Genomic DNA, 24,070 nt, shown 5'->3' with positions numbered 1-24,070 from the left:
CAAGGCGGTTCTCCGCACTGCGGGCTGCGCGACAATCCGCTGGTTTCATTCATCCCAGGAGCCACCCATGTCCGATCTCGCAGACCGCTTCGAAGCCGCACGCGCCGATTCCAAGAACCTGCCCGAGAAGCCCGACAACATGACCTTGCTGAAGCTGTACGCGCTCTACAAGCAAGGCAGCACCGGCGACGTCGACACCGAGCGTCCCGGCATGACGCAGTTCGTCGAGCGAGCCAAGTGGGACGCCTGGAACGAACTCAAGGGCCAGTCGAAGGAAGAAGCGATGCAGGGCTACATCGACCTGATCGAATCCCTCAAGTGATGCCGCGGCGGGCCTGCACGCGCCTTCAGCGGCGCGGCCGGCGCCGCCAGGCTTCCAGGAAACTCAGGGTCACCGCCGCCTCGTTGGCTTCTGCCAACCCGCTCGTGAAGAGCGCGCCGGCCTCCGCATCGAACGACTCGCCGCCGGCCAGGTCGCTCAGGGACCTGAAGGCGATGTAGGGCACATCGTTGGCGAGCGCCACATGGGCCAGCGCGGCGGTCTCCATCTCGAAGCTGCGGGCCTGCAGCACGTGGTGCAGGTAGTCCCGGTAGCGGGCGTTGGCGAGGAACGCCGTGCCGGACACGCCTCGCCCGCCGACGCGCAGGCGAGGCACCTGACGCACGCACAGCGCCTCGTCGATCGATCCGTCGGCCCGTGTTGCGCGCGGGCCGCAGCGCTGCAAGGGCGGTTCGATTCCTTGCGCCACTGCCAGCATCTCGGCGTCCACCGGGTAGTCGAAGAAGAACGCTCCCTGCGGCGCAGTGCGGCGGCTGAGCACGTGGTTCTGTCGAAGATGCCAGCTGCCGGCGGGGACGTCCGTGCCGTCGGGAACAAAGGGGGGCAGGGGTCGACCGTCCTCGCCGACGGCGAGCCGAAGGCCCAGGCAGGCCAGGTCGCCGGCAACGCCGCACGGGGAAGGCAGGCCCGCGCCGGCATGCCAATAGACCTCCATCGGCATGGCCCACCGGTCGGGCACGGTGACGTCGCCCACGTGATCGGCGCGGTCGATCCCGCCTGCGATGCCGCTCATCACCAGACGCTCGACGCGGAAGTGATCGAGCAACTGCTGCGTCACCATGCTCGCGTTCACCATGCTCACGCCGCTCAACACGATGACGACACGGTTGCCCCGAAGCTGTCCGGTGGTGAAACGGCGCCCATGGATGCGATGCTCGCGTCGACCGGTTGTCTCGGCGAGCAGGATGTCGGCCTCGGCGCCGAAGGCGGAAACAATGCCGACGCGAGGCGTGCAGTCGGTGAGGCAACGAGGGCCCGCCGCCTCGGCGGAAGACAAGGGCAGCAAGGCCGAGGCCAGGCCGAGGGCCAGCGAGAAGGACACGGACAGGATGAATCGGTTCACGGCATCTCCCGGGGAACAGATGAGCGTCAAGCGCAGGCCGAGATCATGCGCGAGGCGGCCCGACCCGGGTCCGAATCCCTTTTGCGGCATGATGCCCGCATGGCACGCTCACGCTTCTTCCTGATCCTGACCATCGCCCTGGCCGCGGCCGCCGTCGCACGCGCCGAGGAGCCCGCCACCCCGAGCGGCCCGCCCGCCGTGGTGGAGCGCACGGCCGCCGCCATCGACCGCACGGCGCAGCGCACGGGCAAGGCCATCGGGCGCGGCGCCAAGCGCACCGGCTCGGCCGTGCAGCGCGGCGCCGAACGCACCGGCGCGGCCATCGAGCGCGGTGCGCGCGCCACCGGTCGCGCGGTGGGCAAGGGATTGCAGCGCACGGGGCAGGCCCTTCAACGCGGCGCCGATACCGACGGCTCGGGCTCGCCACCTTGACGCGAACGAGGTCCGCGCAAGGGAACGCGCGGTCCTGAAAACAGCCCCGGGCCGCACCCGATTGCAAGTCCGGGCTGGCGCCCGCGACGATGGCAGCGTTGTCTCCCGCTGCCCCATGGACGTCTTCACCCTTCCCCGCCTGTCCTCCCCCGACGCCGCCGTCCTGCCTGAAGCGCGCGACAGCAGCTATGTCCTGGGCGACCAGGGCTTCGTGTACACGGGCCTGCAACTCGAGAGCGGACTGACGGTCCGCCACCCGGCCGTGCTGCTGCTGAGTGCCGACGGCCGACCGTTCAATGTGGGCGTGCCCGGCGAAGCCGCCGGGCTGCATGGCGCGGCCCTGCTGGTGCCGCCCCGGGTCGTGCGCAGCCTGGATGCCCGCGGCGTTCCGCTGCTGAGCTTCAACATCATGCCGTCGCATCCGGCCTTCCACGTCTTTCGCGCCATGCAGCACCCGGGTGTGCGCCGGCTCGATGCCGACGGCTTCAACCACTTGCGGCCGTCGCTGGTCGAGCTCGTCTACCGCGAGGCCACCGCGGAGCGCGCAGGCGCCGTGTTCGATCAGGCCGTCAGCGAGGCGGTCCGGCAGCTGCCACCGGCACGCCCGCCGGACATGAGTGCGCTCGAGATCGTCCGCCAGATCGACGCCGATCCGACGCAATCGCTGGAAGCGCTGGCGAGTGCCAACGGACAGACGCCGCAAGCCCTCGCGCGCCGCTTCGCGGCCGCGGTAGGCATGCCGTTTCGCGAATACCAGAACTGGATCAAGCAGCGGCGGGTGTACGAGGTCCTCTACTCCCGCCGCTCACTGACGCAGGTCGCGCTGGCCGCCGGCTTCGCCGACTCACCGCAGTTCGCCCGCATGTTCCGCCGGTGGTACGGCCAGAGCCCGTCGTACAGCCGCGACCCCAAGCGCGTCCGCATCGTCATCCACCCGAACTGGCGGCTCGCCAGACCTTGAGCCCCAAGCCGGGGTCAAGTCTCCCAATTCGCAGACCTCCGCTGCTGGGGTCAAGTCTCCCACCGTGCACAACGATCGAGAGCAGCCCGCCGTTCCGCTGCGGGACGGCGCTCATGCAAATTGAGAGATCTGACCCCACTGAGGGGACCGCACCCAGCTCCGGGCGTTGGGGGCGGGGCGTTCGGGATGCGTTAGCACAAATCGGGGCGATTGGCTTGATCGAATCTGCGCAGGCAAGTGCCGATGATCTGGCGGCGTGCGGGGCGAACAATCGGCGCACCCGCCTCGCTCGAGGTGGGACATCCCGATCAAAGAGGAGACAACAATGATCCACCACTTCAGCGTCCGCGCCCTGCTGGCTGCCGGCGCCCTGCTGGCCTCGGCTGCCGTGTCCGCACAGACCAACCCGTACGAGCGCGGCCCCGCCCCCACCACGTCGTCGCTCGAGGCCTCGCGCGGCCCGTTCAGCTACCAGTCCTTCACCGTCAGCCGCCCGAGCGGCTACGGCGCCGGCACCGTGTACTACCCGACGAACGCAGGCGGCCCGGTGGGTGCCATCGCCATCGTCCCGGGCTTCACGGCTCGGCAGTCGAGCATCAACTGGTGGGGGCCCCGCCTGGCCTCGCACGGTTTCGTGGTCATCACCATCGACACCAACTCGACGCTGGACCAGCCCGACAGCCGCTCGCGCCAGCAGATGGCCGCACTGAACCAGGTCGCTACGCTGTCACGCACCAGCAGCAGCCCCATCTACAACAAGGTCGACACGTCCCGCCTGGGCGTGATGGGCTGGTCGATGGGCGGCGGTGGCTCGCTGATCTCGGCACGCGACAACCCGTCCCTGAAGGCGGCGGCGCCCCAGGCTCCGTGGAGCAGCTCGAAGAACTTCAGCTCGGTGACCGTGCCGACCCTGATCATCGCCTGCGAGAACGACTCCATCGCACCGGTGAACCAGCACGCCGACCCGTTCTACGACAGCATGTCGCGCAACCCGCGCGAGTTCCTGGAGATCAACGGCGGCTCGCACTCCTGCGCCAACAGCGGCAACAGCAACCAGCCGCTGCTCGGCAAGAAGGGCGTGGCCTGGATGAAGCGCTTCATCGACAACGACACCCGCTACACGTCGTTCGCCTGCAGCAACCCGAACAGCACGCGCGTCTCCGACTTCCGCGTGGCCGCCTGCAACTGAGCTGTCGCTCAGCTCAGACGGTAGCCACTGCGCCGGGGGCCCTCGAGGCCCTTGGCGCAGCGGGTGCACGGGGGAGACAAGGCATGACCCCCGTGCCTTCGGCGCCCATCGCGCGTGGCACGCCGGCCACCAGCGCATCGATGGCCGCCCGCGTCTTCGACGGCAGGTGACGGCTGCGCGGCCACACCGCATGGATGTCCGCGCCCTGCACCTGACGGGAATCCATGACCAGTGCCAGCTCGCCGCTGCGAATGTACGGCGCCATCAACCAGCATGGCAGCAACGCCAGGCCCGCACCGGCCCGCGCCGCATCGGCAATGGCCTGAAGATCGTCCATGCGCAGGCGGCCGCCCAGGCGCAGCTCGCGCAGGCTGCCGTCTTCCGCGGCGACCGTCCACGGCAGTTCCTGCCCGTTGCGCGCATACGTGATCGCGGCATGGCCGAGGTAGTCCTCGGCCGCACGGGGCGTTCCGTGCGCCGCCAGGTAGGCCGGTGACGCGCAGATGCCGACCCCTTGCCGACTGAGGGGGCGGGCCACGAAGCTTGCGCTGTCGTCCAGCGGGCCCAGGCGAATCGCGAGGTCGAAGCCCTCGTCGATCATGTCCACCAATCGATCCGAGAACGACAGGTCGACCTGCAGCTGGGGATGGGCCTCGGCCAACTCGCGCAGCAAGGGGGCCACGCAGTAGCGCCCGAAGAGCACGGGCATGCTGACGCGCAGGCGCCCGCGCGGCTCGCTCCTGCCGCCGTCTAGCGCCGCTTCGGCGGCCTCCAGCTCGCCGAGTGCGCGCACGCAGCGTTCGTAGAAGGCCTGTCCGTCCTCGGTGAGGCTCTGCCGACGGGTGGTGCGCTGGAACAGGCGCACGCCCAGGCGCTGCTCCAGCCGCGCGATCACCTTGCCCACCGCCGACCGGGAGAGCTTCAACCGCTCGGCGGCCACGACGAAGCTGCCCGCCTGCGCCGCCTGCACGAACACCTCGATGCCGTCGAACCGATCTGCCACGCCACGCCTCCATTGGTTCCAATCCGTCCCGTGAGTATCTCCGCAGACCCTCTATTTCCGCCGGCTCGTCGTCAATACCATCGGCTTCACTTCAACTTCCCGGTGTGCACCATGCAGGCCTATCAGCTTCAACCCGGCGCTTCGTTCCAGACCCTGGTCCGCCAGGACCTTCCCCACCGCGCCCTGCAGCCGCACGAGGTGCGTGTCCGCATCGGGGCCGCCGGCCTGAATTTCCGGGACCTCATGGTGGCCAACGGCAGCTACCCGACCGGCTCATCCGACCCGATGGTGCCGCTGGGCGACGCGGCGGGCACCGTCATCGAGACCGGCGCCGCGGTGCAGCGCTTCAAGGTGGGCGACCGCGTCGTCAACACCTACTTCCCCGGCTGGGTGGACGGACGGCCGACGCCCGCCAACACCGCGGGGTCCTATGGCGTGACGCTGCCCGGGGTGCTGGCCGATGAAGCGGTGTTCGACGAGCAGGCCCTGGCCGCCACGCCGAGCCACCTGGACGACGTCGAGGCGGCAACGATCGCCTGCGCCGGCATCACGGCGTGGAACGCGCTGTTCGTGGAAGGCGGACTTCAGCCCGGCGGGTCGGCATTGATGCTCGGCACGGGCGGCGTTTCCATCTGGGCCCTGCAGCTGGCGAAAGCGGCGGGCGCACGCACCTTCATCACCTCCTCCGACGATGGCAAGCTGGCGCGGGCGCGGGAGCTGGGCGCGCAGGAGACGATCAACTACCGCACGCATCCCGAATGGCAGCAGGAAGTGCTGGCACGCACTCAGGGCGACGGGGTTGATCTGGTCGTGGAGGTCGGCGGGAACGGCACGCTCGCCCGCTCGTTGGCGGCCTCCCGCATGGGCGGGCGCATCGCGCTGGTCGGCGGTGTGAGCGGGTTCTCGAGCGAGCTGAACCTCTTGTCCGTCATTGGCGGCGCTCGGCGGTTGGCGGGCATCTACGTGGGCAGCCGCCGGATGTTCGAAGACCTGCTGCGCTTCGTCAGCCTGCACCAGCTGCGGCCGGTGGTGGACCGCGTCTACGGCTTCGGGGACGCGGCGGATGCCTATGCCCGCATCGAGGGCGGCGGCCACTTCGGCAAGGTGGTGGTCGACGTGACCCGCCGCTGACGGGAGCGACCACGCGCGGCAGGGCCCGGGTCAGGCGGCCGGGCCGTCTGCCGCCTCGCGGGCCAGCAGGGTGTCGAGGTTCTTGCCGACCTCGGCCTCGATGGCCTTGTGAAAGGCCTGCAGGAGGAAGCCCAGCTTCGCATGCAGCTCGAAGTGATCGGCCGCCACGACCAGACGGCCGCTCACGCCGCTGCGCTTGAACGCCACGGTGTCACAGGCCTCGCCCGGCTCGACGGTGCAGACCATGTCGAATCGGCTGCCCGCCTCGGCGACCCACCGCTCGGCGACCTCGCGCGCACGGTTCAGGCCCAACTGGTGGGTGCGGTGGATGTGGACGTCGGACATGGTGGCGAAGTGAAAAGGGTTGGCGCTCAGCGGCGCGTCCCGAGTGTGGCCCGGCGCTCGGCGGCGGACAAGGCAGCCAGGCGCTGCACCTCGGCATAGAAGCGGTGGAAATCCTCGCCCTGGGCCCGAAAGATGGCCTCGAACTGCGGCACCTGTTCGAAGTAGGCGCCGAGCACGCCGAGCGCCGCATTGTTCGCGCGCTCGAACCAGGGGTCGTAGCCGGCGAACCCTTGCCACGGTCCCGCCTTCAGGGCGGCGTGCTCCGCACGCATGGCGGCCATGGCCTCGGCCTTGGCCGCTCGCTTCTCGGCGGGTGACCGATCGCTGCGGAAGATGGCCTCGAGCGTGCGCCGGGTCCTGAGGGTCAAGGCCCGGAAATCTTCGCGGCGGGCCTCGACGCGCGCGTATTCCGCACGCACCGCGTCACTGCCGTTGGCGCGCAGCCAGCGCTCGACCCCGATCCGCTCCACGGCCGTCGCGAACGACTCGTTGAACACCGTGTCGCCGGGCGCATAGGCCACCTGGTGGGCGAGCTCATGGAACACCAGGCGTGCCAGGTCGCCTTCGGGGTAGCGGATGAAGGTGTTGAGCAGCGGGTCGGCAAAGTAGGCGCCGGGCAGGCGGCCAAGCGTGGAGTACGCCGGCACGGGGTACACCGCGGCCTCCAGGCCTTCGGCCCGAAGGGCCGCGGCCTCGGCTTCGGCTGCATCGCGGTCGAAGTACCCGCGGTAACCGACGCAGCCCACCACCGGGAAACACCAGGTTTTCAGCGTCAGGTCGAGCTCGGGCGTGGCCACGACGTTCCACACGGCGGCGGGGCGCTTGAGGTCGGCATAGCGCCGGTAGCTCGGGTTGTCGGGCAGCTTGAGTTCGGTGACGGCGAACTCGCGAATGGCGTCGGCCAGCGCCAGCCGTTCCCGCAGCGGAGGCGGCGTCTGGGGATCGGCCAGCCAGTCGGGCACGGGCCGCGCGCTGTTGAGCAGGGCGAAGTGCCCGCCGATGGACTGGCTGTAGTAGCCGAGCGTGCTGCACCCCGAAGCGGCCAGCGCGAACACCGCCACCGCGCTGGCCATGCCCAGAACGGCCAACCCACGCTTCATGCGGGACGCACCTCCACCAGGCAATCGTAGAAGGTCGGCGCGCGGCCGATGTCGGTCAGCCGCTGATGGGTGAGCTCGTTGACGTTGGTCCCGTCCAGGCCCAGCTTGCGCCACCAGATGCCGAGCCCGTTCACCACGCCGGAGCGGGCCCGCCCGCTCACGCGAGCCCTGCACCGGTAGATGCCCCGGTCGTTGAAGACGCACACGGTGCCGCCATCGGCGATGCCCCGTGGCAGCGCATCGTCGGGGTGGATCTCCAGCAGCGGCTCGCCTTCGATGTCGCGCAGGCTTTGCACGTTGACGAAGGTGGAGTTGAGGAAGTTGCGCGCGGGCGGCGAGATCATGGCAAGCGGATAGCGGGCCGCCAACGCCGGGTCGGTCTCGCGCGATTCATGGTTGGGCAGGTGGTCCGGCACGCCGAGCCCCGGGGCGTCGATGAGGCAGCGGCCGCTCGGGGTGGGAAACCGGCCTTCGGCAAAAGGTGCCTCAGGCAATGGCAACTTCACCCAACCGTGCTCGCGCATCGCAGCGAAGTCCACGCCGGAACCGAAGGCGCTGCGGGCCATCGATTCGTCGCTTTCCTGCAGGGCCGCATCGTCGAAGCCCATGCGCGCCGCCAGCCGGCGGAAGATCTCGGTGTTGGGCAGCGCCTGCCCCACCGGCGCCACCGCGGGCTCGTTGATGAGGGCGTAGGTGTGCCCGTAGCTCATGTGCACATCCAGATGCTCGAGCTGGGTCGTCGCCGGCAGCACGTAGTCGGCGTAGTCGGCGGTGTCGGTGAGGAAATGCTCCAGCACCACGGTGAACAGGTCCTCCCGCGCGAAGCCGGCCACCACCTTCGGCGACTCGGGCGCCACCGCCACCGGATTGCTGTTGTAGACCACGAGCGCCTCGATGCGAGGACCGAACCCGATGCCGGACGGGCGCAGCAGGTCGTCGCCGATGGTGCTCATGTTGATCGTGCGGGGCTCGCGACCGGCGAGCAGTTCGGGTCGCTGCAGGGCCGCAGCGTTCTTCGGGAACGAACCCGAGCTCGACAGCAGCATGCCGCCGGCTCGATGCCGCCATGCGCCCACGAGGCACGGCAGGATGGCGATCAACCGCACCGCGTTGCCGCCACCGCGCACGCGCTGCATGCCGTAGTTGAGGCGAATGGCGGCCGGCCGCGCCGTGCCGTAGTCCCGGGCCAGGCCGCGCACTTCGTCGGCGGTGATGCCGCAGGTTTCGGCCACCCGCTCCGGCGGCCAGGCCAGCGCACGCTCGCGCAGCGCCGGCCAACCTTCCGTGTGACGGTCGATGTAGTCGTGGTCCAGCCAGTCATTGACGATCAGCTCGTGCATGATGCCGAGCGCGAGCGCACCGTCGGTGCCGGGCCGCAAGGCGATGTGCTGGTGGCATTTGTCCGCGGTCTCGGTGCGGCGCGGGTCGATGCAGACCAGCTTGGCGCCGGCCCGCTTGGCGGCCTGCGCGAAGGTCCAGAAGTGCAGGTTGGAGGCAATGGAGTTGCTGCCCCATATCAGCACCAGCCGGCTCTCCGCGAAATGCTCCATGTGCATGCCCATGCGCACGCCGTATGTCGCGGCCAACGCCTCGCTGCCGGCGCTGGCGCAGATGGTGCGGTCCAGGCGCGAGGCCCCCAGCCGGTGGAAGAAGCGGCGGTCCATGCTCTCGCCCTGCAGCAGCCCCATGGTGCCGGCGTAGCTGTACGGCACGATCGCCTCCGGGTCGCGCGAGGCGATCTCGCCGAGGCGTCGGGCGATGTCGCCCAATGCCTCATCCCAGCTGACGGGCTCGAAGTTGCCGCTGCCCTTGGGTCCGACGCGGCGCAGCGGTTGCAGCACGCGATCGGGGTGGTAGGTGCGTTCGGTATAGCGGGAGACCTTGGTGCACAGGGCGCCCTGCGTGGTGGGATGGTCCGGGTCGCCCTGCACGCGAATCGCCCGGCCGCCCTCGACGGTGACCCGCATGGCGCAGGTGTCGGGGCAGTCGTGCGGGCAAGCAGCGTGGACGGTGGTAACGGAGCTCATCCCATGACTATTGCACAGCTCCGGGGCGGCGGCACGGGCTGCCGGGTAAACTGGTTCATCGATCCCGGCGCCGCATGCCCGGCGCACCGGGAGCACGGAGCCCCCCATGCAACTGATCGAATCCATCCTCGCCGACGCGGCCGCCGTCACTGCCATCCGGCGCGACCTGCACGCTCATCCCGAACTCTGCTTCCAGGAGCAGCGCACCGCCGACGTCGTGGCCCGTGCGCTGACCGACTGGGGCATCCCGATTCACCGCGGCCTGGCCACCACCGGGGTCATCGGCATCGTCAAGGGGACTCGCGGGGAAAGCCCCCGCGCCGTCGGCCTGCGGGCCGACATCGACGCCCTGCCCATCACCGAGCAGAACACCTTCGCCCATGCCAGCCGGCACGCCGGCCGCATGCACGCCTGCGGCCATGACGGCCACACCGCCATGCTGCTCGCCGCCGCGAAGCACTTCTCGAAGCACCGGGACTTCGCCGGCACGGTGTACCTGATCTTCCAGCCTGCCGAGGAAGGCGGCGGGGGCGCTCGCGAAATGATCAAGGAAGGCCTGTTCGAGCAGTTCCCCATGGAGGCCATCTTCGGCGCGCACAACTGGCCCGGCCTCAAGGTGGGCCAGGTGGCGGTTCGCCACGGGCCGTGCTTTGCCTCGAGCAACGAGTTCCGCATCGTCATCCGCGGCAAGGGCTCGCATGCCGCCATGCCGCACCTGGGCGTGGACCCCGTCCCGGCAGCCTGCCAGATGGTGCAGGCCTTCCAGACCATCATTTCCCGCAACCGGCCGCCCATCGATGCGGGCGTGATCTCGGTGACCATGATCCACACCGGAGAGGCGACGAACGTCGTGCCCGACAGCTGCGAGATCCGGGGCACGGTGCGCACCTTCACGGTCGAGCTGCTCGACATGATCGAGCGGCGCATGCGCGAGGTGGCCGAGCACACCTGCGCCGCCTTCGAGGCGAGGTGCGAGTTCGAGTTCAAGCGCAACTATCCGCCCACCATCAACCACCCGGCCGAGACCGACTTCGCCCGCCAGGTGATGGCCCAGGTGGTGGGCCCGGAGAACGTCCAGGAGTTCGAGCCCACCATGGGCGCGGAGGACTTCAGCTTCTTCCTCCAGCACAAGCCCGGTTGCTACTTCGTGATCGGCAACGGCGAGGGCGAGCACCGGCAAGGCGGCCATGGCCTCGGGCCCTGCATGCTGCACAACCCGAGCTACGACTTCAACGACGATCTCATTCCGCTCGGCGCCACCCTGTGGGTGCGCATGGCGGAAGCGTGGCTGGCGCGCTGAAGCGGTCATCCCGCGCGGGAGCTTCAACGCGTCGGCACGTCGCGTGACGCGCCGACGTCGCGCCTGACCCTGCGGTCCGGGACCGCGTTCCCGCCGGCCGCCGCCCGCCGCCCGCCGCCCGTTGCCCGTTGCCCGCTGCCCGCTGCCCGCTGCCGGCACGCACGCCCAAAAAAAACGCAGCCCGAAGGCTGCGTTTGTTGTCGGGCGTTCCGAACTCAGGCGGCCCGCTCACCCCAGTGGCTGTTGGCGGCCAGCTGGTCGCGCAGGCGCACGATGCTTTGCGGCTCGCTCAGCAGGTGCATGCGGTCGGCGTTGCTCAGGCGTTCGGTGTCCTGCGCGGCCATCAACCCGCGCACCAGCCGACGACGTGCCTTGCCGCGCACACCCCAGGTGGTGTTGCGCGGGCCCATGGCCGAGCGCACCACGTCGAAGAGCCAGGGGTCGGTCACGGCATCGTGCCAGCTGGGCAGCGGCGGTGCATCGCTGGCGTAGGCCCAGGCCTGGCGCAGCACGGTGGGGGACCAGGACTCCTCGGGCGTCACCAGCAGGTGGCGGGCCTTGACGCGGTCGCCGATGTCGGAGCGGCTCGTGACCACGGTGAGCGGCACGGCGAACAGCAGCGGCAAGGCGACCGGCGCAAGCCACAAGGCAGCACCCGGCTCGACGGCCAGCGCGATGCCGACCAGCGTGGCCACCACGGCCATGATGGGCGCGAAGCGCTGGATGGCGTGGCGCCAGCCGATGTCCTGGGCTTCGCGCGGGGGCGACTTCCAGTTCAGCTTGAGGCCGGTCAGGGCGACCACCACGAACATCGTGTGGGCCACCATGCGCACCGGCGCCTGCAGCACGGACAGCAGACCTTCCAGCAACGCGCTGCGCGTCAGGGCGCCGGTCCCGCCGTACAGGTGCTGCTCTTTCTTCATGACGATGGTGACCACGCCCAGGATGCGCGGCATGGCCAGCATGCAGAAGGTCGACAGCCACAGGCCGAGCATCTCGAGCGGCACGGCCTTGCCTTCGTTGAAGATGGCATAGCCGCCGAACAGCCACAGCGCGCCGCCAAGCAGCACGAAGCCGAGCCACAGCGGGGCGGACAGGTAGGCGAGCGCGCCGGTCAGCAGCATGGCGCGGTGCACGCCGTGCAGGCCGGGTTCGGTGATCAGGCGGGCGTTCTGCAGGTTGCCCTGGCACCAGCGGCGGTCGCGGCCCAGTTCCTCGAGCAGGTTGGGCGGCTGCTGTTCATAGCTGCCCGGCAGGTCGTGTACCAGCCACACGTGGTACCCGGCGCGCCGCATCAGCGCGGCCTCGACGAAGTCGTGCGAGAGGATGTCGCCGCTCAAGCCGCCGCGGCCCGACAGCGGTGCGAGCGCGCAGTGCTTCATGAAGGGCTCGACGCGGATGATGGCGTTGTGGCCCCAGTAGTGCGACTCGCCCAGCTGCCAGTACTGCATGCCGGCGGTGAACAGGCGCCCGGCCACGCGGCCGGCGAACTGCTGGGCACGTGCATGGATGGTCGACAGGCCGCAGGCCTGCGGAGCGGTCTGGATGATGCCGGCGTCCGGATGGGCTTCCATCAGCTTGACGAGCGTCACCAGGGCGTCGCCGGTCATGACGCTGTCGGCGTCGAGCACGACCATGTAGCGGTAGTCGCGGCCCCAGCGGCGGCAGAAGTCGGCCACGTTGCCGGACTTGCGCTTGGTGCGGTGCTGACGCCAGCGGTAGTACACCCGGCCGCAGCCGCCGAGCGTGGTGCGCAGTTCGGCCCAGGCCGCGAGTTCCGCAGCGCGGAGGGTCGGGTCGCTGGTGTCGGACAGCACGTAGAGGTCGAACAGGCGCGAGCCGCCGGCGGCCGCCAGCGACTCGCAGGTGGCACGCAGGCCCGCGAAGACGGTCGCCACCTGCTCGTTGCAGATCGGCATGATGATCGCGGTGCGCGCGTCGGCCGACAGCGGGTGGTGCAGGACGTCCTGGTACTTGAGGCCGTGCGGATCACCGCGCAGTTGCACCCAGAACCCCATCAAGGCGGTGAAGAAGCCCGCCGCCACCCAGGCGAAGAGCAGCGAGAAGAGCGCGATCTGCCCGACGCGCAGCGCATTCAGTTCGTAGACCGGCAGCACATGCGACAGCAGCAGGGTCGCGCCCACGGCGGACAGGGCAACCAACGCGAGCAGCGTGCGGCGGCGGCGCACGGCCGAGACCTGCCAAGGCTGTCGCGGCGCCGCATCCGTCGGGCGGGAGAACAGGCCCGCCATGCCGTCGAACAGGCCGCGCCAGAAGCCGCGCCAGGGCGTGGCCACCATGGAGGCCCGACGGATCGGCGGGGCGCTCGGGCCGACGCCAGGCACGCGGGAGGTCATCGTGGGAAGGGACGACACGTTTGAGCCGACACGGTCCGGGCTCAGTCGGGCTGAATGATGGAGGTCCATGTTTCGGTCAGTGCATGTGTGGAGGATTGGAGGAACGCGCGCAGCTCGACCGGCTGCTTCGGATCGACACGCTTGACGCGCAGGCTCATGCGCCAGGCGCCGTTGGCCGGGATGCGGTAGGCATTGGTCTCGACGACCTTGCCGTTGCTGCCGGCGCTCACCACCGGTTTGACGGCGGCCCCTTCGGGCAAGGCGTCGAGCGCGGGCCCGGTGAAGTCGACGTGGTACTGGACCTCGTCGGCCGGCACATCGGCGAACCCGCGGCCGACGCGCGACTGCACGGTCCAGCCGGTGGGAGGCCGTTGCTGGCGCTCGCCCTGGAAGTGCATCTGGTAGGCGAACTCGATCGGCTGGCCCGGCTTGGGCACGGTGTCCGGCACCCAGTAGGCAACGACGTTGTCGTTGGTCTCGTCGGGCGTGGGCATCTGGTACAGCTCGACCCGGCCCGGGCCCCAGGTGCCCTTGGGCACGATCCAGGTGCTCGGGCGGCGCTCGTAGCTCGCCTCGACGTCCTCGTAGCTCGCAAAGCTGCGATCCCGCTGCATCAGGCCGAAACCCTTGACGTCGCGCATGGCGAACGAGGTGACGAGCGGGTGCTTCGGGTTGATCAGGGGGCGCCACAGCCACTCGCCTTCGCCGGTGGCGACCATCAGGCCATCGGAGTCGTGCACCTCAGGACGAAACTCACCCGGGCGGGGCTGGTTCTCGCCGTGCTGGAACATGCTGGTGAGCGGCGCGATGCCCAGCGTCGCGACACCGGCCCGCAGGAAGAGCTTGCTGCGCACATCGGCCACCGTGCTGTCACCGGGGCGCAGGGTGAACTGGTAGGCGCCGGTGGCGCGCGGGGAGTCGAGCAGTGCATGGATCACGAGCTCCGTGGCGTCCTTCGCCGGACGCTCGATCCAGAACTCGGTGAAGCGAGGGAACTCCTCGCCCTTGCCGCCCACGGTGTCGATGGCCAGACCGCGGGCCGACAGGCCGTAGTGCTGCTGCTTGCCGAGGGCGCGGAAATAGCTGGCGCCGAGGAACACCACCAGCTCGTCCTTGTAGGCGGCGTTGTTCAGGGCGTAGTGAACGCGGAAGCCGGCGAAGCCCAGGTCGCCCCACTTCTGCGGCGACAGCTTGTTCTTGCCGTAGTCGAAGGACTTGGGGTCGAAGGTGATGTGGCGCACGCCGGCCGATGTCACCTCGTTGATGCGCACCGGAGCCGTCTGGAACTTGCCGAGATGGAAGAAGGCCAGTTCGAAGGGCAGCGACTCCGCACGCCACATCGACTGGGCGGGCTTGAAGCGGATGTCACGGTACTGGTCGTAGCTCAGGTCCTTGAGTTCGGACGGCAGCTTGAAGCTGCTGGCGACGTGAGGCTTGGCCGCCAGCGCTTCCGCCTGCCGCGCAACATCGTCGAACCCGAAGGCCCGGGCCTCGCCGGTGGCCGCGGCCCACAGGCCCGCGCACAGCGCGGCACCGGTGAACGCCGCACGGGCCAGGGAGGTGCGGGAAGGGTTCCGGAAGCACAGGGCAGTCAGCAAATCGGGGTTCCTTTGAAAGCAGTCGGCGCTCGCTGGATTCAGCGGCGCGGGCTTCCAAACGCAACGACCGTGCCAAACCGGCTCACCCCAATGAAATCAACGACTTGCACGCGCCAAGGGGCGAATGTTGGCGAATCGCGGGCTTCAAGCGTCGCTGCTCAGCGACAGGCATTCAGGGGAGACGGCGGTTTACCCGGGGAAAAGGCCGAAACCGCTGCCGTCGCGGATCAGCGACAACGGTCCGCTCGGGCCGACACCGACCCGGTCAGTCGGCCGCCGGCGTCTCGGCCCGGAAGCTGCCCGGGGTCAGGCCGTGCTTCTGGAGGAGCCGATAGAACTCGGTGCGGTTGCGATCGGCCAGGCGGGCGCTGTCGGCCACATTGCCATCGGTCATCTTGAGCAAACCGACCAGGTAATCGCGTTCAAAGCGCTCCCGCGCCTGGGCGAAGCTCAGCACCTCCACGCTCGGCACGCGCAGGGCCCGCTGCACCTGGGCGAGGGGAATGAGCGGCGTGGTGGCGAGCGCGCAGACCTGCTCCACCACGTTGTGGAGCTGCCGCACATTGCCCGGCCACACAGCGGTGGCCAGTGCCTTCAATGCATCCGGGGCGAAACCGTTGAGCGGCTTGTTGTACTTCTCCGCCAGACGGGACAGGAAGTGGTTGGCGAGCAGCGGAATGTCCTCGCGCCGGTCGCTGAGCGGCGGCAGGGTGAGCGCCACCACGTTCAATCGGTAAAAGAGGTCTTCGCGGAACTGGCCTTCGGCCATCGCGGCGTCCAGGTCGCGGTGCGTGGCCGAGAGGATGCGGACGTTGACCGGGATGCTTTCGCTTGCGCCGACCGGCCGCACCGAACGCTCCTGCAGGACGCGCAGCAGCTTGACCTGCAAGGCCGGCGGCATGTCGCCGATTTCATCGAGGAAGAGCGTGCCGCCTTCGGCCGCCTGGAAAAGGCCCTGGTGATTGGCCACCGCCCCGGTGAACGAGCCCTTCACATGGCCGAAGAGCTCGGACTCGAGCAGGGCCTCGGGAATGGCACTGCAGTTGACCGCCACGAAGGGCTTGCCCGCGCGCGGGCTGGCCTTGTGGATGGCCTGGGCGAGCAGCTCCTTGCCGCTGCCGCTTTCGCCGCAGATCAGCACACTCGCGTCCGAGGCTGCCACCATCTTGGCTTCGGCCAGCAGTTCGGCCATGCGGCTCGACCGGCTCACGATGGCCGCGCGCCAGGCCTCGTCGCCCTGGGCGGGTTCCGCGGCCGGGGCCCCGAGCGCCAGGGCCTGGGCGATCTTTTCCAGCAGCGCCTTGCCGTCGAAGGGCTTGGTGAGGTAAGTGAAAACGCCGCGGGCCGTGGCCTCCACCGCATCCGGAATGGTGCCGTGCGCGGTGAGCAGGATGACCGGCAGGGCCGGATGCCGCGCCCGGATCTCGTCGAAGAGCGCGAGGCCGTCCCGACCGGGCAGCTGCACGTCGCTGACCACGAGCTGCGGCCGGGCGATCTCCACCTGGGCGAGCGCATCCTCGGCCGAGCCCACCGCGGTCACGTGGTAGCCCGCGGCCGTGAGCCGCATCGACAGCAGCTTGAGCAGGTCGGGGTCGTCGTCGACGAGGAGCAGCTTGGCCGACATCTCAGGGCGCCTTCGGTGCGGGTGCCGGAGCGGGGACGGCCGGGGGAGCGGCCGGCGCGGCGGGTGCGGGCGCCGGGGTGGGCAGGGGCGCGGCCGCAGGAGCGGCGGCCCGTGGCCGGCTCGACGGTGCCGCAGGCGGACGCGCGGTCAGGCTGCGCTCGATCGCCTTCAGCGCCTCGAGCTTGTCGTTGGTCATCTGCAGGTTGCGTTGCGCTTCGCGCAGCAGGGCGCCCTGGCGGTCGAGCTGCTCTTCGAGGCGCCGTTGCTCCCCCAGACGCACCGACAGCAAGCGCGCGATGGACTGCCACGGCGCCAGCTCGGGCCGGGTGCTCTTGACGATGGGATCGAGCAGGGAATGCGCGCGCGCCAGGTCGGCGCTGTTGCGCGACTGCGCCAGCGCGAGCGAAAGTTCGAGCACCGTGGCGGGCGAGGCCGACTGCGCATTGGCGGTCACCTGGCCGTTGAGGCGCGCGATTTCCTGGCCGAGGTCGGCCGGTGACAGCCCGCGCAGATGGTCGTGGTAGTTGAGCAGCTTGCGCACGGCGGCGTCTGCCGGATCAGGCTGCGGCGCGGGTGCCGGGGCAGGTGGCGGCGGCGGCGGCGGGGGCGCCGGCATGGGAGGCGGCGGTGGCGGCGGCACGGGGGCCGGGGCCGGCTGCGTGGCCGCGCACCCGGCCAGCACCAGGCCGCAGGTGGCAAGGGCCCAGGCGCGCAGGAGGTCAGACCGAAGTCGCATGCGGAAGCTCGATGTGAAAGTGCGCCCCCGGCTCGTCGGGCAGCAGTTCGATCTGCCCGCCGTGCGCGGTGACATATTCGTGGACGATGGACAAGCCGATGCCGCTGCCTCGGGCCGCGTCGGCCGGTTGGCGCTCGCCCCGGTAGAAGGGTTCGAACACACGGGCCCGGTCGGCGGAGGCCACGCCCGGACCGCTGTCGACGATGTCGATGCAGGCCCGGCCGGCTTCGCGGGAGACGGAAAACGTGATGGTACCGCCCGTCGGACTGAAGCGTATGGCATTGGACAAGAGGTTCCCCAGCGCCATGCCCATCTTTTCAGGGTCGATCTCGGCCCAGAGCGGCTCGCCCTTCACGTCCACCCGAAGGCCCTTGGCCTGCCACTGCAGCCGCTGCTGGGCGACCAGGTCGCCGATGAAGGCCACCAGTTCATTCTTGCGGCGTGCCAGGCGCCGGGCCTCGAAGGCGGCGGCGTTGAACCGCAGCAGGTCCTCGATCTGGCGCTGCAGCAGGACGGTGTTCTGCTGAAGGATCTGCACCACCTGCTTCTGGCTGTCGTTGAGGGCGCCGGTGACGCCGTCCTCGAGGAGGGAGACCCCTTCCCGCAGGGCGGCCAGCGGCGTCTTGAGCTCGTGCGACACGTGGCGCAGGAAGCGGGCCTTGTCGGCGTCGAGTTCGGCCAGCCGCAGGCGCAGCCATTCCAGGCGCTGGCCGATCAGGCGCACGTCGGCGGGGCCCCGGATGTCGATGGACTTCTCCAGGCGGTTCTCGCCGAGGCCGACGATCGCGTTCTCGATCCGCTTGAGCGGACGCGCCAACCACAGGCCGAACACCAGCGCCAGCACCCCGGCCACCGCGATGGCGCCCAGGATCTGCTGGGCCAGCTCCACCCGCCGGGCCTCGAGTTCGTTCAGCAGCACCTGGTTGCGCTGCTCCGCGGCCTGGCGCACGCGCTCGGCGATCGCGGTGTTGATCTGGTCGAGTTCGGTGAAGGCGGCCGTGAGCGCCTGCTCGCGCGCGGGTTGCGTGGGTGGGGTGCCGGTCAGTTGCGCTTCCACGGCGTGCAGGGTGGCACGCCAGGCGTCCGCCGTGGCGGCCGGCACCGGCCCGCTGGCCAGCTGGCCGAGCGCCACCCCGGCTTCGCGGGCGGCGTCGTCGAAGCGCTGGCGCAGCCCCGGGTCGCCCAAGACGAGGAACTGGCGCGCCGCGCGCTCCATGTCGACGCTGCGCTCGGCCATCACCTGCGCGGCGGCGCTGAGCGACACGGCCTGGCGCGCGCCCTGGCTGCTCTGGCGCAGCAGGCCTTCCAGCGTGAAGAGGCCGCGCAGCGACGCCACGCTGAGCAAGGTGGCGATCAGGAGGAAGGCGACCAGCAGCAGCTGACGGAAGGAATAGCGGTGAAGGCTCATCGCGGGCCGGCCTGGTCGTGCGGGCGCGCTCAGTCGAACACCGGCAGCACGTCGTCCTTCAGGCTGCCGCGCGCCCGCTCGAAGTCGGGCATGACCGAGCGAACGACGTCCCAGAACCGCGGGCTGTGGTTCATCTCGCGCAGGTGGGCGAGTTCGTGGGCGACGACGTAGTCGATGGTCGGCATGGCGAAATGCACCAGGCGCCAGTTGAGCCGGATGGAGCCATCGGCGCTCGCACTGCCCCAGCGGGTCTGGGCGGAGGACAGGCTGAGCCGCTTGTACTGCACCCCGAGCTGCGCGGCGAAGTGCCGGCAGCGGGTCTCGAAGAGCTGGCGTGCCTGCCGCTGCAGCCAGCTTTGCACGGCATCACGGATCTGCTCGGGCGTCGCGGTGTGCGGCAGGCCGATGTGCAACGTGAGCCGGGGGACGCCCGGCAGCGCCGTGGCATCGGTGTTGAGCACGGCACCCCCTTGCGTCACGCCGGCCCTCGGATCGAGCACGACGATGAGGGTGTCGCCGAGATAGGGCAAGGTGGTGCCGTCGCGCCAGTCGACCTTGGCGGCCAGCAAGCGCTGTTGGCGCTCCTGCTGCTCGCGGAGTTTGCGCAGGATCCAGTCGGACTTTTCGGCGAGCGCGGCATCGATCTCGGCCAGGCCGACCCAGCGCGGCGCCGAGACGCTCAGGCCTTCGATGCCCACCACGAAGCCGATGCTGCGGCGCCGGGCCCGCTTGAGGGCGTAACCGACCACGTGCCCCTGCAGGCGCGCCTCGCGCTGGGCCTGCGGATGGCGAAACACCGCGGGCGCCAGACGCGGCGCTGCGGTGGTCGGGGTCGGGGGGGAATCGACGCGAGGCGCGGGCACGCTCACCATCGGCCCGGCATCGGGTGGGAGGGACATCAGGCTTCGGGGCGCGGGGGCACTGTCATCGAACAGCGAAAGCTGCATCGAACGGAGGGCCGGCGAGGGTCGCGTCATGGGCGACCATTCTATGCGCGGCCCGTGATGCTCAGCGGCTCGGACCCGCGTAGGCCTCGGGATCGAGGCGGCGCATCTCCGCCTCGATCCAGGCCTCGACCTCGCGCATCAGTTCGTCGGGCGCGCGGCCGGCGGACGGAATGGGCTTGCCGATGGACACGTCGACGACGCCGGGCCGCACGAGAAACGTCCGCCGGGGCCAGCAGCGCGCCGCCGTCACGGCGATCGGCACCACCGGAGCCCCCGTCTCGACGGCGAGCCGCGCGCCGCCCGACTTGTAGGCGCCCTGCCCGCCGCGCGGCGATCGGGTGCCCTCGGGAAACATGATCACCCAGTTGCCGTGTGCCATGTGCCGGCGCCCTTGCTCGGCCACGCGGGCCCAGGCTTCGGCCCGGCGGCTGCGGTCGATGTGGATCATGTCGATGCGCGCCATGGCCCAGCCGAAGAACGGGATGTAGAGCAGCTCCCGCTTGAAGACGTAGCACAGCGGCCGCGGCATGAGCGTCGGGTAGGTGAAGGTCTCCCAGGTGCTCTGGTGCTTGGACAGCAGGATGGCCGGACCGTCGGGCAGGTTCTCCATGCCGTGCACGCGGCGCTGCACGCCACAGATGGTGCGGCAGCCCCACATGGCCACGCGCAACCATCCGGCGCACAGCCAGTAGATCGGCGCGCCGCGCACGAAGATCGAATACAGCAGCACCGCGATCGCCCACGGCACGACCGTGGTGGCCATCCAGAGCGTGAACAGCAAGGACCGCAGCGCGGCCAGTACACCACTCGCCATGGTCAGTCGAGTCGGCCCAGGGCCGCGTCACCCTGGCCGGCATTGCCGCGCATGATGCGCTCCTGCTGGATGAGGTGCTCCGCGAAGGCAGCCAGGTCATCATGGACGACCGTGCCGGGGACCTGGAGCAGCACGTTGCCCGCCTCGGTGGCCGCGCCCTTGCCGGTGCGCACGAGGTGGGGCTTGCACCCCAGCGCGGCACCCGCCTGCAGGTCGCGCAAGGTGTCGCCCACCACCGGGACGGTGGCGAGGTCGATGCCGTAGCGCTCCCCGATCTGGCGGAACAGCCCCGGCTGCGGCTTGCGGCAATCGCAGGCTTCGTCGGGCGTGTGAGGGCAGAAGAACACTGCGTCGATGCGGCCGCCCACCTTGGCGAGCAGCGTGTTCATCTTGGCATGCATGGCGTTGAGCGCCGCCATGTCGAACAGGCCGCGGCCCAGGCCCGACTGGTTGGTGGCGATCACGGTGTGCCAGCCGGCATGGTTCAAGCGGGCGATCGCCTCGAGCGAGCCCGGAATGGGCACCCAGTCGTCGGCCGACTTGACGTAGTCGTCCCGGTCTTCGTTGATCGTGCCGTCGCGGTCGAGGATGATGAGGTTCATCGCCGGACGCTCAGGCAGCGAGCTTGGACAGGTCGGCCACGCGGTTCATCGCGGCGTGCAGGCTGGCCAGCAGCGCGAGGCGGTTGGCCTTGAGGGCGGGGTCGTCGGCATTGACCATCACCCCGTCGAAGAAGGCGTCGACCGGTGCCTTCAGCACGGCCAGGGCCTGCAGCGAGGCCGTGTAGTCCCCGCGCTCGAACGCCGCGGCCGAGGGCGCGCTCGCCGCCTGCAGGGCGTCGAACAGCGCCCGCTCCTGGGGCTCGACGAAGCGCGCCGGGTCCGCCGCGGCCGCAGGCGGCGCGTCCGACTTGTTCAGGATGTTGCCAACGCGCTTGTTGGCGGCGGCCAGGCTGGCCGCCTCGGGCAGCGCGGCGAAGGCACGCACCGCGGCCAGCGCGCGTGGCACCTCGTGCACCCGGCTGCTGCGGCGGCTGAGCACGGCGTCGATTTCCTGCGCGCCATAGCCCTGGTCACGCAGGCTCACCGCCAGGCGGTCGAACATGAAGTCCACCACCAGGCCGACGGTGCGGGCCGGGTCGGCCACGAGCGGGCCGAAGGTCTTCACCGCGGTGTCGATCAAGGCGTCGATGTCGAGGGCCAGCTGGCGCTCGACCAGCATGCGCACCACGCCAAGCGCGTGACGACGCAGCGCGAACGGGTCCTTGTCGCCGGTCGGGAGCTGGCCGATGCCGAACAGGCCCACCAGGGTCTCGAGCTTGTCGGCCAGCGCGACGGCAATGCCGACGTCGTTGCGGGGCAGCTGGTCGCCGGCGAAGCGGGGCTTGTAGTGGTCCTCGATCGCATCGGCGACCGTTTCGCCCAGGCCATCGGCACGCGCGTAGTAGCCCCCCATGATGCCTTGCAGCTCGGGGAACTCGCCCACCATGTCGGTCAGCAGGTCCGCCTTGGCGAGCCGGGCCGCGGTGTCGGCGTCGGCGGCCAATGCCGTGCCACCCAGGCGTTCGCCGATGGCGCGCGCGATGGCGCGAACCCGCTCCACCCGCTCGCCCTGCGTGCCGAGCTTGCCGTGGTAGACGACCTTGGCCAGGCCCTCGACGCGGGAGGCAAGCGTCTTCTTGCGGTCCTGGTCGAAGAAGAACTTGGCGTCGGCCAGGCGAGGACGAACCACGCGCTCGTTGCCCTCGATCACCCGGCTCGGGTCGGCAGGCGAGATGTTGCTGACCACGAGGAAGCGGTTGGTCAGCTTGCCGGCGGCGTCCAGCAGGGGGAAGTACTTCTGGTTGGCCTTCATCGTGAGGATGAGGCACTCCTGCGGGACGGCCAGGAACTCTTCCTCGAAGCGGCACAGCAGCACGTTGGGCCGCTCGACCAGGGCCGTCACTTCGTCGAGGAGTGCGGCGTCGTCGATGGGCGTGAGGCCCTCGCGCGCGGCCGCCGCGCGCAGCTGGCGCGAGATCTCGGCATGGCGGTCGGCGAAGCTCGCGATCACCGCACCTTGCTCCAGGAGCTGGCGGGCATAGTGATCGGCATCGAGCAGCATGACCGGGTCGATGGCCGCTTCGAACCGGTGACCACGGGTCTCACGGCCGGACGTGAGGCCGAGCGCCTGCACCGGTACCAGGTCGGCGCCATGCAGGGCGACCAGGCCGTGCGCCGGGCGCACGAAGTTGACGCTCGTCCAGCCGTCGGCCAGCTGGTACTGCATGACCTTCGGGATGGGCAGGCGGGCCAGGGCCTCGTCGAGGGCCTTCTGCAGCCCGTCGGCCAGGGTGGCGCCCTTGACCACGACGTCGAGGAACAGGGCCTCCGTCTTGCCGTCGGGCTGGCGCTTGAGTTGCGGCACGGCGCCGGCATCGAAACCGAGGGCGCCGAGCTTCTTGAGCAGCGCCGGCGTGGGCTGGCCGGCGGCGTCGAGGGCGACGCCGACCGGCATCAGCTTCTGCGACACCGGCTTGTCGTCGGCCTGGGAACGCACTGCACTGATGTGGGCGCCGAGCCGCCGGGGCGAGGCGAACGCCGTGACGGCCGAGTGGGCGGTGGCCAGGCCGCTGGCCTTGAGGCTGTCGGCCAGGGTGGTCGAGAACGCCTCCCCGAGCGCCTTCAGCGCCTTCGGGGGCAGTTCCTCGACGAACAGTTCGACCAGGAGGTTCTTCGTCGTCATGGTGTCAGGCCGCCTTCTTGTTCAGGGAGGCGATCACGTCGTCGGCCCAGGCCTTGGGCGCCATCGGGAAACCGAGGCGCGCGCGGCTGTCGAGGTAGCTCTTGGCGACGCTGCGCGCGAGGTTGCGGATGCGGCCGATGTAGGCCGCGCGTTCGGTGACGCTGATCGCGCCACGCGCGTCCAGCAGGTTGAAGCTGTGCGCCGCCTTGAGCACCTGCTCGTAGGCCGGCAGCGCGAGCTGCGCCTCCATCAGCACGCCGGCCTGCTTCTCGTGCGCCGCGAAGGCGGTGAGCAGGAAGTCCACGTCGCTGTGCTCGAAGTTGTAGGTGCTCTGCTCCACCTCGTTCTGGTGGTACACGTCGCCGTAGCTGAGGGTCTCGGTCCACTTGAGGTCGTAGACGCTGTCGACGCCCTGCAGGTACATGGCCAGCCGCTCCAGGCCGTAGGTGATCTCGCCGGTGATCGGCTTGCACTCGATGCCGCCCACCTGCTGGAAGTAGGTGAACTGGGTGACTTCCATGCCGTTGAGCCACACCTCCCAGCCGAGTCCCCAGGCGCCGAGCGTCGGGTTCTCCCAGTCGTCTTCCACGAAGCGGATGTCGTTGGCCTTGAGGTCGAACCCCAGCGCCTCCAGCGAACCCAGGTACAGCTCGAGGATGTTGGCCGGCGCCGGCTTGAGCACCACCTGGTACTGGTAGTAGTGCTGCAGCCGGTTGGGGTTCTGTCCGTAGCGGCCGTCCTTCGGGCGGCGGCTGGGCTGCACGTACGCGGCCTTCCACGGCTCCGGACCCAGGGCGCGCAGGAAGGTGGCGGTGTGGCTGGTACCGGCCCCGACTTCCATGTCATAGGGCTGCAGCAGCGCGCAGCCCTGGCGGTCCCAGTAGTCTTGCAGGCGCAGGATGATTTGCTGGAAGGTCAGCATGGTGGTCGGGTCACGGGGGGATGGGGCAGGAGGCGGGATTTTACGGGGC

General features: G+C 70.0%; 21 protein-coding genes. 6 read left to right on the top strand and 15 right to left on the bottom strand.

The window, feature by feature from the left end; all coding sequences use genetic code 11:
• Window positions 1-67: 67 nt before the first annotated feature.
• Window positions 68-322, top strand: a complete 255-nt coding sequence (locus ACSQ2F_RS00410; protein ID WP_436018645.1) for an acyl-CoA-binding protein — start codon at window positions 68-70, stop codon at window positions 320-322.
• A 25-nt stretch (window positions 323-347) separates the two neighbouring features.
• Here ACSQ2F_RS00410 and ACSQ2F_RS00405 read toward each other — a convergent pair whose 3' ends face one another.
• On the bottom strand, window positions 348-1,403 hold the full coding sequence (locus ACSQ2F_RS00405; RefSeq protein ID WP_436018643.1) for a 5'-methylthioadenosine/S-adenosylhomocysteine nucleosidase: 1,056 nt from the start codon (window positions 1,401-1,403) through the stop codon (window positions 348-350).
• A 99-nt stretch (window positions 1,404-1,502) separates the two neighbouring features.
• On the opposite strand from ACSQ2F_RS00405, the gene ACSQ2F_RS00400 reads away from it, so the two are divergent.
• The 3 genes from ACSQ2F_RS00400 (at window position 1,503) to ACSQ2F_RS00390 (ending at window position 3,985) form a co-directional block, all read left to right on the top strand.
• Window positions 1,503-1,835: a hypothetical protein gene (locus tag ACSQ2F_RS00400; RefSeq protein WP_436018641.1), complete on the top strand. Its 333-nt coding sequence runs from the start codon at window positions 1,503-1,505 to the stop codon at window positions 1,833-1,835.
• 115 nt (window positions 1,836-1,950) lie between these two features.
• Complete coding sequence (locus ACSQ2F_RS00395) at window positions 1,951-2,796, top strand: helix-turn-helix domain-containing protein (RefSeq protein WP_436018639.1); 846 nt, start codon at window positions 1,951-1,953, stop codon at window positions 2,794-2,796.
• Between the two features lie 325 nt (window positions 2,797-3,121).
• Window positions 3,122-3,985 carry a poly(ethylene terephthalate) hydrolase gene (locus ACSQ2F_RS00390; RefSeq protein ID WP_436018637.1) on the top strand — a complete coding sequence of 288 codons (864 nt, stop codon included), beginning with the start codon at window positions 3,122-3,124 and terminating at the stop codon, window positions 3,983-3,985.
• A 13-nt stretch (window positions 3,986-3,998) separates the two neighbouring features.
• Here the strand turns inward: ACSQ2F_RS00390 and ACSQ2F_RS00385 are convergent, their stop codons facing one another.
• On the bottom strand, window positions 3,999-4,988 hold the full coding sequence (locus ACSQ2F_RS00385) for a LysR substrate-binding domain-containing protein (protein WP_436018635.1): 990 nt from the start codon (window positions 4,986-4,988) through the stop codon (window positions 3,999-4,001).
• A gap of 111 nt (window positions 4,989-5,099) precedes the next feature.
• On the opposite strand from ACSQ2F_RS00385, the gene ACSQ2F_RS00380 reads away from it, so the two are divergent.
• Window positions 5,100-6,119 (top strand): zinc-dependent alcohol dehydrogenase family protein, encoded by a 1,020-nt coding sequence (locus ACSQ2F_RS00380; RefSeq protein WP_436018633.1) that lies wholly within the window; start codon window positions 5,100-5,102, stop codon window positions 6,117-6,119.
• Between the two features lie 30 nt (window positions 6,120-6,149).
• On the opposite strand, the gene ACSQ2F_RS00375 is transcribed toward ACSQ2F_RS00380, so the two are convergent.
• From ACSQ2F_RS00375 to ACSQ2F_RS00365, 3 genes are read right to left on the bottom strand one after another with little or no spacing between them, the layout of a single operon-like run.
• Window positions 6,150-6,464, bottom strand: coding sequence for a polyhydroxyalkanoic acid system family protein (locus tag ACSQ2F_RS00375; protein ID WP_436018631.1), 315 nt, complete (start codon window positions 6,462-6,464; stop codon window positions 6,150-6,152).
• A 26-nt stretch (window positions 6,465-6,490) separates the two neighbouring features.
• Window positions 6,491-7,564: an aminopeptidase gene (locus tag ACSQ2F_RS00370; protein WP_436018629.1), complete on the bottom strand. Its 1,074-nt coding sequence runs from the start codon at window positions 7,562-7,564 to the stop codon at window positions 6,491-6,493.
• The gene (locus tag ACSQ2F_RS00365; protein WP_436018627.1) at window positions 7,561-9,591 is read right to left on the bottom strand and encodes a molybdopterin-containing oxidoreductase family protein; all 2,031 of its coding nucleotides are present in this window, start codon (window positions 9,589-9,591) and stop codon (window positions 7,561-7,563) included. The genes ACSQ2F_RS00370 and ACSQ2F_RS00365 overlap by 4 nt, the downstream gene beginning before the upstream one ends.
• A gap of 106 nt (window positions 9,592-9,697) precedes the next feature.
• Between ACSQ2F_RS00365 and ACSQ2F_RS00360 the strand changes: the two genes are divergently transcribed.
• The gene (locus ACSQ2F_RS00360) at window positions 9,698-10,891 is read left to right on the top strand and encodes a M20 aminoacylase family protein (RefSeq protein WP_436018625.1); all 1,194 of its coding nucleotides are present in this window, start codon (window positions 9,698-9,700) and stop codon (window positions 10,889-10,891) included.
• 215 nt (window positions 10,892-11,106) lie between these two features.
• On the opposite strand, the gene mdoH is transcribed toward ACSQ2F_RS00360, so the two are convergent.
• The 10 genes from mdoH to glyQ form a co-directional block, all read right to left on the bottom strand.
• The gene (gene mdoH / locus ACSQ2F_RS00355) at window positions 11,107-13,248 is read right to left on the bottom strand and encodes a glucans biosynthesis glucosyltransferase MdoH (RefSeq protein ID WP_436018623.1); all 2,142 of its coding nucleotides are present in this window, start codon (window positions 13,246-13,248) and stop codon (window positions 11,107-11,109) included.
• A gap of 41 nt (window positions 13,249-13,289) precedes the next feature.
• On the bottom strand, window positions 13,290-14,843 hold the full coding sequence (locus ACSQ2F_RS00350) for a glucan biosynthesis protein G (RefSeq protein ID WP_436026685.1): 1,554 nt from the start codon (window positions 14,841-14,843) through the stop codon (window positions 13,290-13,292).
• Between the two features lie 268 nt (window positions 14,844-15,111).
• Window positions 15,112-16,470, bottom strand: coding sequence for a sigma 54-interacting transcriptional regulator (locus ACSQ2F_RS00345; protein WP_436018621.1), 1,359 nt, complete (start codon window positions 16,468-16,470; stop codon window positions 15,112-15,114).
• A gap of 1 nt (window position 16,471) precedes the next feature.
• Entirely contained in the window at window positions 16,472-17,206 is a 735-nt protein-coding gene (locus tag ACSQ2F_RS00340) for a hypothetical protein (protein ID WP_436018619.1), read from the bottom strand.
• Window positions 17,190-18,614, bottom strand: coding sequence for an ATP-binding protein (locus tag ACSQ2F_RS00335; RefSeq protein WP_436018617.1), 1,425 nt, complete (start codon window positions 18,612-18,614; stop codon window positions 17,190-17,192). The genes ACSQ2F_RS00340 and ACSQ2F_RS00335 overlap by 17 nt, the downstream gene beginning before the upstream one ends.
• A 29-nt stretch (window positions 18,615-18,643) precedes the next feature.
• Window positions 18,644-19,591: a M48 family metallopeptidase gene (locus tag ACSQ2F_RS00330; protein WP_436018615.1), complete on the bottom strand. Its 948-nt coding sequence runs from the start codon at window positions 19,589-19,591 to the stop codon at window positions 18,644-18,646.
• 31 nt (window positions 19,592-19,622) lie between these two features.
• Complete coding sequence (locus tag ACSQ2F_RS00325; protein ID WP_436018613.1) at window positions 19,623-20,375, bottom strand: lysophospholipid acyltransferase family protein; 753 nt, start codon at window positions 20,373-20,375, stop codon at window positions 19,623-19,625.
• A 2-nt stretch (window positions 20,376-20,377) separates the two neighbouring features.
• Complete coding sequence (gmhB, locus tag ACSQ2F_RS00320; protein WP_436018611.1) at window positions 20,378-20,977, bottom strand: D-glycero-beta-D-manno-heptose 1,7-bisphosphate 7-phosphatase; 600 nt, start codon at window positions 20,975-20,977, stop codon at window positions 20,378-20,380.
• 10 nt (window positions 20,978-20,987) lie between these two features.
• Window positions 20,988-23,099 (bottom strand): glycine--tRNA ligase subunit beta, encoded by a 2,112-nt coding sequence (gene glyS / locus ACSQ2F_RS00315; RefSeq protein ID WP_436018609.1) that lies wholly within the window; start codon window positions 23,097-23,099, stop codon window positions 20,988-20,990.
• A 4-nt stretch (window positions 23,100-23,103) separates the two neighbouring features.
• Window positions 23,104-24,021, bottom strand: a complete 918-nt coding sequence (glyQ, locus tag ACSQ2F_RS00310; protein ID WP_436018607.1) for a glycine--tRNA ligase subunit alpha — start codon at window positions 24,019-24,021, stop codon at window positions 23,104-23,106.
• Between the last annotated feature and the right edge of the window lie 49 nt (window positions 24,022-24,070).

The organism is Rhizobacter sp. LjRoot28 (assembly GCF_964253025.1).
Classification (GTDB): domain Bacteria; phylum Pseudomonadota; class Gammaproteobacteria; order Burkholderiales; family Burkholderiaceae_C; genus Rhizobacter.
This window is presented reverse-complemented; position numbering and strand designations above follow the sequence as displayed.